The organism is Pseudooceanicola sp. (assembly GCF_041987405.1).
Taxonomy (GTDB): domain Bacteria; phylum Pseudomonadota; class Alphaproteobacteria; order Rhodobacterales; family Rhodobacteraceae; genus Pseudooceanicola.
This window is the reverse complement of sequence record NZ_JBHIWR010000002.1, coordinates 547,501-559,654: the sequence shown is the minus strand read 5'-3', so window position 1 is coordinate 559,654 and position 12,154 is coordinate 547,501. Positions and strand designations below refer to the sequence as shown.

8 protein-coding genes, 1 tRNA gene and 2 rRNA genes (1 of these 11 cut by a window edge) are annotated in these 12,154 nt (G+C 58.5%); 6 read left to right on the top strand and 5 right to left on the bottom strand.

Annotated elements, in window-relative coordinates; genetic code table 11:
• Nucleotides 1-98: 98 nt before the first annotated feature.
• Nucleotides 99-1,442: a plasmid recombination protein gene (locus tag ACFC2Y_RS07515; protein ID WP_375173876.1), complete on the bottom strand. Its 1,344-nt coding sequence runs from the start codon at nt 1,440-1,442 to the stop codon at nt 99-101.
• Between the two features lie 277 nt (nt 1,443-1,719).
• Between ACFC2Y_RS07515 and ACFC2Y_RS07510 the strand changes: the two genes are divergently transcribed.
• The 4 genes from ACFC2Y_RS07510 (at nt 1,720) to ACFC2Y_RS07495 (ending at nt 4,830) form a co-directional block, all read left to right on the top strand.
• A complete protein-coding gene (locus tag ACFC2Y_RS07510) occupies nt 1,720-2,532 on the top strand; it encodes a hypothetical protein (protein WP_375186118.1) in 813 nt (270 codons plus the stop codon).
• The gene (locus ACFC2Y_RS07505) at nt 2,513-3,220 is read left to right on the top strand and encodes a pentapeptide repeat-containing protein (protein WP_375186420.1); all 708 of its coding nucleotides are present in this window, start codon (nt 2,513-2,515) and stop codon (nt 3,218-3,220) included. Before ACFC2Y_RS07510 ends, ACFC2Y_RS07505 begins: the two co-directional genes overlap by 20 nt.
• A 612-nt stretch (nt 3,221-3,832) precedes the next feature.
• Nucleotides 3,833-4,384 carry a hypothetical protein gene (locus ACFC2Y_RS07500; protein WP_375173879.1) on the top strand — a complete coding sequence of 184 codons (552 nt, stop codon included), beginning with the start codon at nt 3,833-3,835 and terminating at the stop codon, nt 4,382-4,384.
• Nucleotides 4,381-4,830, top strand: a complete 450-nt coding sequence (locus ACFC2Y_RS07495; RefSeq protein WP_375173880.1) for a hypothetical protein — start codon at nt 4,381-4,383, stop codon at nt 4,828-4,830. Before ACFC2Y_RS07500 ends, ACFC2Y_RS07495 begins: the two co-directional genes overlap by 4 nt.
• Nucleotides 4,831-5,062: 232 nt before the next feature.
• Here the strand turns inward: ACFC2Y_RS07495 and ACFC2Y_RS07490 are convergent, their stop codons facing one another.
• On the bottom strand, nt 5,063-5,962 hold the full coding sequence (locus tag ACFC2Y_RS07490) for a hypothetical protein (RefSeq protein WP_375173881.1): 900 nt from the start codon (nt 5,960-5,962) through the stop codon (nt 5,063-5,065).
• 498 nt (nt 5,963-6,460) lie between these two features.
• On the opposite strand from ACFC2Y_RS07490, the gene ACFC2Y_RS07485 reads away from it, so the two are divergent.
• The gene (locus ACFC2Y_RS07485) at nt 6,461-6,871 is read left to right on the top strand and encodes a recombinase family protein (protein ID WP_375173882.1); all 411 of its coding nucleotides are present in this window, start codon (nt 6,461-6,463) and stop codon (nt 6,869-6,871) included.
• Nucleotides 6,868-8,565 (top strand): recombinase family protein, encoded by a 1,698-nt coding sequence (locus ACFC2Y_RS07480; RefSeq protein ID WP_375173883.1) that lies wholly within the window; start codon nt 6,868-6,870, stop codon nt 8,563-8,565. The genes ACFC2Y_RS07485 and ACFC2Y_RS07480 overlap by 4 nt, the downstream gene beginning before the upstream one ends.
• Here ACFC2Y_RS07480 and ACFC2Y_RS07475 read toward each other — a convergent pair.
• From ACFC2Y_RS07475 to ACFC2Y_RS07465, 3 genes are all read right to left on the bottom strand, one after another.
• Nucleotides 8,544-8,620, bottom strand: a tRNA-Met gene (locus ACFC2Y_RS07475). The two genes, ACFC2Y_RS07480 and ACFC2Y_RS07475, sit on opposite strands and share 22 nt — an antisense overlap.
• 101 nt (nt 8,621-8,721) lie before the next feature.
• Nucleotides 8,722-8,836, bottom strand: a 5S ribosomal RNA gene (gene rrf, locus ACFC2Y_RS07470).
• Nucleotides 8,837-8,957: 121 nt separating this feature from the next.
• A 23S ribosomal RNA gene (locus tag ACFC2Y_RS07465) occupies nt 8,958-12,154 on the bottom strand (it continues 246 nt past the right edge of the window).

Here is a 12,154-nt window from a genome sequence, read left to right as displayed (position 1 = left end):
ACCCTCCGGTGCTGGCCATCACATCGCCCTCTTTCCTCCGATCGAGTCGCCGATTTCGTGATTTTTTCTGCGGGTTTCACGCAAACCATTGCCAACGTTCACAACTTTTCTTCATCTCCGGGATCTTCGCGCCGCGGCAAACCCTCCTGAGGACCGGCGGAGTGCCCCTTCCCTGACCGCTCCAGCTTGCGCAGCATCGCCGGGATCGTTTTGCGGATGCCCGCGATCAGCGTCCGTGTCGGCAACGGCAGGCGAAGCGCTGCTTCGACAATGACATCGTCGGCCCGTCCGATCTCTTCCATCGCATCGGAAACGCGGGCGTTGGCCTCGGCAGTAGCCTTCGAACGAGCCTGCCTGAACAGGCGCCCCCACGCGCGTCCGAATGCGCCCGCGGCGCGGGCGAAGCCGGATGGCGATCGTCGCCGCAGGTCTTGGAGGGTCTTAGTCTCCGCCGGCTTGGCATCTGCCGCCTCGATCAGGACCGGCTCTTCATCATCGCCATCGTGCGCTATGAAGTCGCCGGACGCGACGCCCTCCGCGACAGCGAGCACGGTCTCGGCCTCATCCTCACGCTCGACCACCCGCGCGGTCCGTTTGTCGAGTGCAGCCTTCTCGGCCTCCAGTTCTTCGGCCTTCGCTTTCAGGCGCAGCTCTTGCTCGGCGCGCCATTTCCAGGTCTTCGCGTGATATCGGCGCTTCGGCGCCTTCTCTCCGTTCTTCCGGGCTTCCCGGATCTTCGCAGCACGGCATTCGCCACGGACCAACCCGAGATCGGCGAACCACTGGCCGACGCTGTCCTGTGCCGCCTCGTAGTCCTTGATGAGCGGGTGAATCGAAGGTTGCAGCATCCGGCGCGTCGCGCTGGCTGTCGGCACCTTCGCATTGGGCTTCGCGATCTCGACCGTCGCTCGCGGCATGATCACCGCGTGGATGTGATAGGCAGCTTCGTCCCGGTCTGCGCGGGCGTGGATGACATCACCGCCGAAGTTCTTCTTTAGCCAGGCAACTGCATGTGTTCCGAACTCGTCCTCCCGTGACACCTGCTCCTCGCCGAAGAACGCAGCATCACCGTCGAACCAGTCCTTGTTGACCGTCAGGATCACCTCTCGCATCGGCCCGTGGCGGGTCGGACGCCAGGGCTGCTTCGGCCCCTCGATGATGCGCCGCTCGATGTCTTTCTTCCGGTTGCGCTTCTCCAACGAAGCCAGCTCCGCCGCGAAGTTCTCCGCAGTCATATCGCGGATCTCGGCCAGCGCCTGCGCCGCCCAGTCCTCGGGGCCGATCAGGGGCGGGCCGTTCAGCTTTGTGCGGGCCCAGTCGACATGGCTGAGGTCGCCGCCCTTCCGGAGGCGGTGAGCCTCGTAGCCGGCAAGGTGGTGGGGATAGAGCCCCTGGAACCGCAGCACCACGGGGTAGTCTGTCTTGATGTTTGAACCGTCCATCGGTGATCTCCTGAGCACAAGAGCTCAGGAGTTCGGTCGATGTCAGCCAATCGAGGAACAAGTTCCCAGCAACGTCGCCATAAGTTGCGTATCCTGAAAGGTCCGTTGCCTATTATGACGCAAAGTAACATCGCTGATGAAGGAATTAGCATCCTCCATACAGACGGAAATTGACCTCCCCACCCCAATAAAGTCTAAAGAGTGAACTTTCCGAGAGATCGCAGCGATCTACAAGAACGACAACCTAAGGCGCTGCATACGAAAAGGTATGGGGACGTTGACTGAACTTAAATCCACCACCCACTCAATACCATCAAGTCAAGAAGTCTGCGAACTGGAGATCTGGAGCCCGCCACAAGGCTCCCTTAAAGAAGCAGTCCCTATTTCCATAGACTTAGATTTTTTCGCCGAGCAGGTAGCGCTGCCAAACTTTACATTCATAGCATCGGCGAAACGCGCAACGCTATATGTCAGAATTGATAATGCAAATATAGCGAGAGGCTCGCGGTTGGGTGAGTATCCGCTTGACCCCGAAATGGTAGCTGAAGTCACACAGAGCGTAAGAACCGCAATTGAAAATGCAGTCGACACCTCCGGCTCCATGGAGGTTGGAGTACGACCTGGATTTTTTGGAAAACTTACTGGAATTGTTAAGTGGACAAAGCGGAAATCCAAAAAATATGAACGCGATCAGATCGTCAAAACCGCAGCAAGAATTGCAAGAATCTCGCCGAGGCCAAAACTTAAGTGGGATGTTGTGGAACCCATATCACCATATCTACTCAAAGGCCGGTATATCGGCAGCTCCGGAGAAAAAGAGGTTGGACCGCTGTTCCTGCTCACAATGGAGAAGAACTCTTGCATAGTAGAAGTATGCGTCGCGATTCAGAGACAGGATGTAGTCGTTAGTAACCTTGTTATCGGGGGCGCTTACATCAACAGCACCAATAAGAAGGCAGTCTTAGACCAGCTGGCAAGGAGAAGTATCGAAGGAAGTCAGTTAGCCTCAGGCGGCGCTAGCATTCACACTGACCCCGAGAGCATACTTCTTTGCAGCAGCAAGATGGAGATTGAAATTGAAAACAAATGATAACTTCACCGGAGTTGCCTCCAAGGTCGCGTCATCCGATAGCGACATATTTTCTGATCTAGTAGAAATATCTGGGCTTAATCCGGCCACGGATTTTCGCGGCGCCAGATTGAATGGCGTCGACCTTGGCGAATCTCATCTTGAAAGCTTCAATTTTGATCTTGCCGATCTAAGAGGAGCGAACTGGCGGGGACTGCTGACTGAACCAAGTAGCACAACCCACTGCCTTAGAGGCAATGGAGAGGACAATGTGAGCGGCGCCGACTTTCCACAACTTTCTGCGGTATGCGTGTCGAGAGAGAATTGGGGTGAGAGGTTTTTGGCCTTTAAGCTTATTATTGACAATTGGGGAGAGAACACCGAGACTGCCGACCTTCTCGTGAATATCTTAAAGACGGACAAAGGAACCTACCTTAGACTTTGCACCTTTATTTATTTTTGCGCATCATACGCCAGAGACGAAAAGATGATGAACCGATGCATAGAGATGGCAAAGGCTGGCCGTTCACAAACCAACATGTTTCGGCTTAAGACGCTAAGGAAAGCTGTTAGAGATTACTCAAAGTATTTTGAAAGCGTGAACTTCGAAAAAAGGTATCCAGGAGATATAGATAGAGTTCACTTCACCCGTATACAGTATGCAATGGACACCGTCGAGGATCGAGAGCCGGATCGAAGGTTCATCTGAAATATGACCTGCTATCGAAAGCTTGCGGAGCAGCCGCCAAGATCTGCATAGCCAACTACTCACTAATCAGCTGGCACTCCGGCCCTTCGGGCCTGCGTTCCAGCTGTCGTTCGCCGGGGGCTGACGCCCCCGGACCCCGGCGCCGCTGACGCGGCGCTCGGGAGACGCTCCGCCCTCCCGAACCCGCCAGGGGCCTTCAGCCGGACCAGAGAGCGCGCCGCCCCTCTGGACTCCCAGGGCAGGGTCGTCGTTCGCCACTCCCCCTGCACCCCCTGGCGTCCCCCGACGGGCTCGGGTCATCGTTCCGCACTCCCCCAAGACCCCCTGCTCCCGGAGGGTGCCGCTCCGCGCTCGCCTCCGAACCTCCCCCGCTCCCGGGAAGAGCGTTCCGCACCTCTTCCCGAACCCATCTCCGCTCGTCTCCCGTCAGGGTCCAGAGGGACACCCTCTCGACGCTTTCCCACCGAGACAGGGGACAACGGAGATCAGGGGAGCAGGGCCTGCCCCTTTCGTCGTGCGCGCGCCTCTTGACGCGCACGACGGAAGGCCCCGGCCGAGAGGATAAAGGGGAAGATCGCGCGCGTCGGACATCCACCCTTCAAGGAGCCGACAATGCTCGACACGACCACCATCCAACTCACGATGACGCCGGCCTGGCGGGACCACCTGTTCCACGGCGACATCGTCTCGTTCCGCTTCCCACTCGCGGAGGAGGCAAGCACCGGACAGCCCAAGGCCCGGCCCTGTCTGGTCCTCGACATCGAGACGCGGGACGAGCAGCGCTATGCGCTGCTCGCCTACGGCACGACCTCACGCCGGCGCTCCAATGTCGGATACGAGGTTCACGTCCGCCGCCGCGACGAATACCTGCCCGCCGGGCTCGACGAGCCGACGCGCTTCGTCGGCGCGCGCCGCCTCCTGGTGCCGCTGACGCACAGCGGCTTCGCCATCTGTCGCGCGACGGGCTCCGCGGTGCTCGGCCGTCTCGACGGCGCCCCCTTCGACGCAATGAACGCGGTGCGCGGCCGCATCCACGCGGAGGCCGACATTGCGGCCGACCGCCGGTCGCGCCGGCGTCGTGGGCTCCGGCGCCCGCGCGATGTAGTCGTGGAGCACCGACCGCCGCGACGTGCCGGGCCTGCGAGAAAGGAGGTGCAGCAATGAGCGACATCGTATCGCGGACACTGTTCGAACAGCAGGTGGACCTCACCAAGAGCCTTCTGCAACGGATGCACGGCATCGACGGCCACCTGACGACGCGCGTAAGGCCGCACCTTCCCGAAGAGGCCAGATACACCGTGGCGCGCCTCATCGAAGCACTGGACGAGGAGGAGCAGATCGACCCGAACCTGCACTTCTATGTCGACGCTCTTCTCGGCGAGATGCGCCTGGCGATCGCCGCCGGAACGACCGAAGAGCAGGTTCCCATCCCGCGCGGGCAGCTCGTCGGCTGCACGGAGGCGTTCGATACGCACAAGGTGCTGAGCCCGACCGCCGAGGCGCTCCAAGCCGCGCTGCCGCCGCTGGAGGGCCTGTATTGTGCGGCTCAGCAGGCGCTCCACTTCGCCGAGGCGATCCGGCTGAGCTTTCGTCTTCTGCATCCGGACTGAACGCGACGGCGCCCCAGAACGGGGCGCCGCTCTTGAGGGCCCCTGCGGCCCCGATGACGGGATTGGATCCCCCGTCAGCCGGCGCGCCGGCGACCAAAGCTCCGTCGCTGCTACGACGATGCCGGCGCGCCGAATGCTTCCAACGAATGTGACATTCATAATTGCCTACACGCCGAAAATAATCCCCAAATGAAGTTGTTAGATGATTGCCTAAGTCAGTTGCGATGCTGCTTCACTCAAAGAAGCTACTATTATCAATCTGCAACTCTACATCCCCCCGCCCAATATCCAACGGCAGTCCAGCCTTAGACAATACAATGGCCCTGTAGGGGTAAGAGTCGCCCATTCTCATGCCAATGTCTTTTCTGACATCCGAGTTCGATCCATATTGAAGCTCAACACCCACTTCGCCAATAACTTCATATACAACCTGCTCTGCGTTTAACTCTATGACCTCGACCTTTTCGATAAAGTGACCATCAACTGTGGTATGTGTGGAAAGTTCTTCAAGTTCGTCGATACTTTCTGCAATCAGATTGTCGAAAACAGCATCATGCATTTTCGCCTCTATAGCTCTAACCAGGTCTGATCTTGCGTCAACCGCGCTTTCGGAAAGATGAAGAAAGGCTTCAAGGACTTCAGCAATAAGCCCTCGAACCTCTGCCGAATCGTATACAATAGTTTCAGGCCTGACGTGCGTAGCCTTGTTCAGGCTTTGGAATGCCTCCAATAGAGGAGCAACGTATTCATCGACTTCGAAATTCAAAACGTCTGCAACAAATTCCTCTGGCAAGCCAGCCTGAACAATGTATCGCGCTTTTTGCCGCCTCGTTACTGTCGGCGTGTTAGGGTCCTGCTCAAACCATACGCATTTTCTGACTTCTTTGTCGGGTGCGAGTGAATGCAAAAGATGGCCAAAAACCTCACGGAGCGCGCTTGCTACCAAATTACCTCGAATAGGGTTTCGTTTGTCTCGACCTACAAGCCAAACCCCCTCGAGCAACTTTTCAAGGAAATCATCACCTGGGAATTGGTCTAAGAGCTCCTGCCTCAACGAACGCAAGTGCTGCCATTTTCGGCGCCCAGTCATTAAACAAGCCTCTCTTCGAGTTGATGAAATTGTCGTCGCCATTTGCGCCCTCAAAGACGCAAGGCATCTACTCAGCATTCTGCCTTTCTGTCAAACTGTCTCGATAGGATAGCTCATGCCACCCGCTTTCCGTAAACTATATATTATCGTGCATCGGAATGAGTTCTTGATCGTGCGTGCCGCGATTATTGTTCTTCTTTTGGCGCACGCCGCGCTGCTATTTCGCTGAACGAGATGCGCCCGCGGGAGACCCACGGGCGCTTTTGGCCACCTCTGTGCGAAGGCTCGGATAGGCGTCCGCCATGTCGGTTGTTCATTGCCCGAACAGGAAAGGACTCCGCCGATGCCGCTCGACAGACTGATCGACCTTCTCGCAGAAGCCGCAGTCCGCAAGCTCTCGCAGGAGCGGGAGAAGCAGGAGGCGACGCCTGACGCGATGTTTCCACTCTACTCGGGATTGCGGCCATACGATGTCCTCATTCTCCTGAGACACAAATTTCAACGGCGCCGTGCGCGCCACAGCCCGACGACGAGACGACCATGACCACCCAGCTAAACGCCCTTCTCTACCTACGCGCGGCCAGCGCGAGTGACGCCGCCATCGCCGAGCAGCGCAGGCTCTGCACCGACTACGCCGAAGCCCGCGGCTGGCGCATCCTCGATGCTATCGTCGACAACGGTGTCGGCGGGATGGGGGATGCCCCCGGCCTGACGATTCTGCGGGACCGGATTGCGGGCCGCGAGGCACAGGCCGTCATTGCGACGGACCTGGCGCGTATTTCGCGCGATCCCGAGCGGCTTCGGGCCTTCGCCCGGTTCTGTCGGCAGCACGGGGCGGACTTGTGCTTCGCCGAGCACACGGTCAATCTCGACGCCCTGATAAGAGAGGCCGACTGCGCCGAAGCGGTCGATGACGACAGCCTCTACGCCGCCCGGGAGACCCGCCAATGACCACATCCCTCGAAGCCCCCCGCCGCGTCGCGCTCTACGCCCGCTACTCGACCGACTTGCAGAACCCGATGTCGGTCGAAGACCAGTTCCGCCAGGCCGAGCGCTACGCCAAGCAGCAGGGCTGGACGATCGTCGAGCGCTTCTCGGACAGTGCGGTCAGCGGCACGGCAGGTCGGACTCGGCCGGACTTTTCGCGCCTCTCGGATGCGCTCCACCACGGGACGTTCGACATCGTCCTCGCGGAATCCCTCGACCGGATTTCCCGTGATCAAGAGCACCTGGCCGGCTTCTACAAGGCCGCGAAGACCGCGCGTGTCGAGGTCCACACGGTCGGGCGCGGCAAGGTGGATGCGCTGACGCTGGGGCTCTCGTCGATGATGAGCGCCATGTTCCTCGAGGAGCTCTCGGACAAGGTGCGCCGCGGCATCGAGGGCAAGGTGCTGAAGGGCCTGAGCGGTGGCGGCCGCATCTACGGATACCGCCCCGGCACCGACGAGCGCGGTGCCCCTGTGAAGGGCACCCTGGCTATCGACGAGATCGAAGCCGCGGTCGTGCGGAGCATTTTCCACGACTACGCTGCCGGGGTCTCGCCCATCAAGATCGCCAGCCGCCTCAACGATGAGGGCATCCCCTTCCCTTCCGTGGGCTCGAAGCGCAAGTCGTCGGGGCACTGGAAGCAGAACACAATCAACGGCAACGCCGCGCGCGGCACCGGCATCCTGAACAACGAGCTCTATGTCGGGCGCCGCATCTGGAACCGCCTGTCCTATACCAAGCACCACCAGACCGAGAAGAAGCGTTCGACCCTGAACCCCGAGAGCGACTGGCATATCGTCGAGGTGCCGGAGCTCAGCATCGTCAATCAGGAGCTCTGGGACGCTGTGAAGGCGCGCCAAGCGGCGCAGACGAAGCGGCGCTCCAAGGTGGCAACCACCGACCGGAACGGCCTGTCATCGGGCCAGACGCTCCGGCGCCGGAAGTATCTGCTGTCGGGGTTGCTCCACTGCGGCCTCTGCGAGGGCCGGATGACCGTCGCCGGTTCGGGCAAATACAAGACCTACTACTGCGCCAACGCCAAGGAGAAGGGCCCGAGCGTCTGCACCGGCTTCCGGGGCCTCCGTGAGAGCGTTGCCCTGCCCTTGGTCCTGTCGGGCCTCCGGGACGACCTGATGAAGCCGGAGGCCTACGCGCGTTTCCGGGATCGCGTGCATCACCAGTTGCAGGCAGCCCAAGGCACCGCGGAGGATACGCTGCGCCTTCATGACGCGCGGGTGCGGCAGCTGGAGGTGGAAGAGCGGAATCTGGTCGCCCTGGCGAAGCAGGGGCTGGGCGTGCAAGCTCTCGTCGACGAGCTCAAAAAGATCGAGACGGATCTCGCGCGGCTCGCTGAGACCCGCGACAAGATCCTCCCGCCGGAGATCGAACTACCGGACGACCTGCCCGAGCTCTACCAGGAGCTAATGACGAACCTGGCTGCGAACCTGTCGGAAGAGACCGTCGCTGACCGTGCCGCCGACGAGCTGCACGAACTCGTGGATCGGATCGTCGTGCACTGGGACGAGAGCGCCCGCGGGCACTGGCTCGCGATCGAGGGCAACCTCGGCGAGATGCTACGCAAATCGGCGCCGGAGGAGCTCGGCGCCGTGCGTGATGGTGCGATTTTCGCGGAAGTTGGTTGCGGGAGCAGGATTTGAACCTGCGACCTTCAGGTTATGAGCCTGACGAGCTACCGGGCTGCTCCATCCCGCGACACTTGTGCGGCCTAACGCCGAAACGTTCTGACTGGCCGGGTATCGCCTCCCCATGCGGGGAGTGCATCGAAAGAGAGAAATCGTTGAGGGGCTTACTAGGTCTGGCGGTGACCTACTCTCCCACGTCTTGAGACGCAGTACCATCGGCGCTACAGCGCTTAACGGCCGGGTTCGGGATGGAGCCGGGTGTTTCGCTTGTGCTATGGCCACCAGACCAAGTAAGACCCTCAACCAGCCCGAAACCTCGTTTCGGGCCTGTTGTCCAAATCGTCTGATACACTGTGTAGTGTATGCTTTTGATAGTCCGTAGCTGCCATTCCTGGCTTCTACTGGATCAAATCAAGCCTATCGGGCAATTAGTACTGGTCAACTGAATGCGTTACCGCACTTACATCTCCAGCCTATCGACGTGGTGGTCTTCCACGGCCCTCAGGGATACCTTGTTTTGAGGGGGGCTTCCCGCTTAGATGCCTTCAGCGGTTATCCTGTCCGTTCATAGCTACCCAGCACTGCCGTTGGCACGACAACTGGTCCACCAGTGGAACGTTCACCCCGGTCCTCTCGTACTAGGGGCAACTCCTCTCAAGTATCCTACACCCACGGCAGATAGGGACCGAACTGTCTCACGACGTTCTAAACCCAGCTCACGTACCTCTTTAAACGGCGAACAGCCGTACCCTTGGGACCTGCTCCAGCCCCAGGATGAGATGAGCCGACATCGAGGTGCCAAACACTGCCGTCGATATGGACTCTTGGGCAGTATCAGCCTGTTATCCCCGGCGTACCTTTTATCCGTTGAGCGATGGCCCTCCCACTTGGGACCACCGGATCACTATGGCCGTCTTTCGACTCTGCTCGACTTGTCAGTCTCGCAGTCAGGCTGGCTTATGCCATTGCACTCAACGAGCGATTTCCGACCGCTCTGAGCCAACCTTCGCGCGCCTCCGTTACGCTTTAGGAGGCGACCGCCCCAGTCAAACTACCCGCCACACAGGGTCCCGGAACCCGATAAGGGATCGCGGTTAGACATCAAGCAATGCAAGGGTGGTATCTCAAGGGAGGCTCCACCGAGACTGGCGTCCCGGTTTCAAAGCCCACCACCTATCCTGCACATGCATGGCCTGATGCCAGTGTGAAGCTGTAGTAAAGGTGCACGGGGTCTTTCCGTCTAACCGCGGGAAGCCTGCATCTTGACAGGCAATTCAATTTCGCTGAGTCGATGTTGGAGACAGCGGGGAAGTCGTTACGCCATTCGTGCAGGTCGGAACTTACCCGACAAGGAATTTCGCTACCTTAGGACCGTTATAGTTACGGCCGCCGTTTACCGGGGCTTCAATTCGACGCTCTCACATCTCCTTTTAACCTTCCGGCACCGGGCAGGCGTCAGACCCTATACGTCGTCTTGCGACTTCGCAGAGCCCTGTGTTTTTAGTAAACAGTCGCCACCCCCTGGTTTGTGCCCCCAGCCAAAACTTGCGTTGAAACTGGGCCTCCTTCTCGCGAACTTACGGAGGTATTTTGCCGAGTTCCTTCAACATCGTTCTCTCAAGCGCCTTGGTATTCTCTACCAGTCCACCTGTGTCGGTTTAGGGTACGATCTAATAGTGGGGCTATTTCCAGGAACTGCTAAACGGCCCCTCCAATCCGATAAGGAGGAACAATCTTCGCAATCCGTCACCACCACATGGCCCAGGAATATTAACCTGGTTCCCATCGACTACGCCTTTCGGCCTCGCCTTAGGGGTCGGCTTACCCTGCTCAGATTAGCTTTAAGCAGGAACCCTTGGACTTTCGGCGACAGGGTCTCTCACCCTGTTTGTCGCTACTCATGTCATCATTCTCGCTAGTGATCTCTCCACGGGATCGCTCACGCGCCCGCTTCATCGAAAACACCTCGCCTCCAATGCTCCCGAAGGAGCTAAGGAGGCATGGTGTTATGTCACACTACGCTCCGCTACCATGCACTACGTGCATCCTCAGCTTCGGCTCATGGCTTGAGCCCCGTTACATCTTCGCCGCAGGACAACTTATTTAGACCAGTGAGCTGTTACGCTATCTTTAAAGGATGGCTGCTTCTAAGCCAACCTCCTGGTTGTTTTGGTCGTCCCACCTGCTTTCCCACTTAGCCATGAATTGGGGGCCTTAGCTGGAGGTCAGGGTTGTTTCCCTCTCCACCATGGACGTTAGCATCCATGGTGTGTCTGCCATCTAGTACTCCCGGGTATTCGGAGTTTGGTTAGGATCAGTAAGCCTGTGGGGCCCCATTACCCATCCAGTGCTCTACCCCCCGGGGTATTCGGATGACGCTCTACCTAAATAGATTTCGCGGAGAACCAGCTATCTCCGAGTTTGATTGGCCTTTCACCCCTAGGCACAACTCATCCCGACCTTTTTCAACAGGTGTGGGTTCGGACCTCCAGTAAGTGTTACCTTACCTTCATCCTGGTCATGCCTAGATCACTCGGTTTCGGGTCTGATCCATCTAACTCGACGCCCTATTAAGACTCGCTTTCGCTGCGCCTACACCTAACGGCTTAAGCTTGCTAGATAGACCAAGTCGATGACCCATTATACAAAAGGTACGCCGTCACAAGACTGGACACTAATGACAACCCCTGGGGTTGGTTATTTGATCGGTATCGACACCCGAAACTGCACCGTTTCGATGCCTGGGTTGTTGCGATAGATCCCTGCGTTCGACCTGTGGTCATAGCTGATCCCGAACCGCCATTCGTTGCGGTTCTCAAACCCGATCTCGATCCCCGATCTGAATTCGATCGGACCGCCGAGGTCGAACCCGCCATTGTCGAAGTATATCCCCGGCATGGCGTGTAGCTGCACATAGGCTGGGGTCTGCGCCAGGTTGTAGGTCAGCGTGGTGCCGAACCCAACCCAGGTTTCGCCAGCTTCACCGATCGAGAGACCGGCCGCGCTGCCGAAGGGGCCGCGTTTCCGTCCTAGATCGTATCGCAGGTAGATTTCGTTGGCCTTGCCTGCCTGTCTGGGCAGAACCTGGCCGCCTGAAACCGCAAATCTCGGGGTCACTTCCGTGCGTCCGAGACATCCGGTTTCCGATCCGCAGTAGTTTTGGCTCATATCGAGTAGACCGATAAGCCAAAGTGCTACTGCAAAAGTTCCGTCCGCCATCTTTGATCTCCGTTGTCTCGCGACTGCTGAGATCATGTCTGACGTCGATTGTCATTAGAGTCCAGTCAAGCTCCGACTGATTGTAGGCATTCGGTTTCAGGTACTGTTTCACTCCCCTCGTCGGGGTGCTTTTCACCTTTCCCTCACGGTACTGGTTCGCTATCGGTCAGTAAGGAGTACTTAGCCTTCGGGGGTGGTCCCCCGATCTTCAGACAGGATTTCACGTGTCCCGCCCTACTTAATACGTCCTATCGAGCTTCCTATACGGGGCTATCACCCGCTATGGCCACGCTTCCCAACGTGTTCTAGTCACTCTCAAGGTTCGGCTGGTCCCCGTTCGCTCGCCGCTACTAGGGGAGTCTCTATTGATGTCCTTTCCTCCGGG

What these genes read in the sequence shown, in the direction of transcription:
- ACFC2Y_RS07515 (WP_375173876.1), bottom strand. Translation starts at nt 1,442, where the DNA reads ATGGACGGTTCAAACATCAAGACAGACTACCCCGTGGTGCTGCGGTTC.
- ACFC2Y_RS07500 (WP_375173879.1), top strand. Translation starts at nt 3,833, where the DNA reads ATGCTCGACACGACCACCATCCAACTCACGATGACGCCGGCCTGGCGG.
- ACFC2Y_RS07495 (WP_375173880.1), top strand. Translation starts at nt 4,381, where the DNA reads ATGAGCGACATCGTATCGCGGACACTGTTCGAACAGCAGGTGGACCTC.
- ACFC2Y_RS07490 (WP_375173881.1), bottom strand. Translation starts at nt 5,962, where the DNA reads ATGGCGACGACAATTTCATCAACTCGAAGAGAGGCTTGTTTAATGACT.
- ACFC2Y_RS07485 (WP_375173882.1), top strand. Translation starts at nt 6,461, where the DNA reads ATGACCACCCAGCTAAACGCCCTTCTCTACCTACGCGCGGCCAGCGCG.
- ACFC2Y_RS07480 (WP_375173883.1), top strand. Translation starts at nt 6,868, where the DNA reads ATGACCACATCCCTCGAAGCCCCCCGCCGCGTCGCGCTCTACGCCCGC.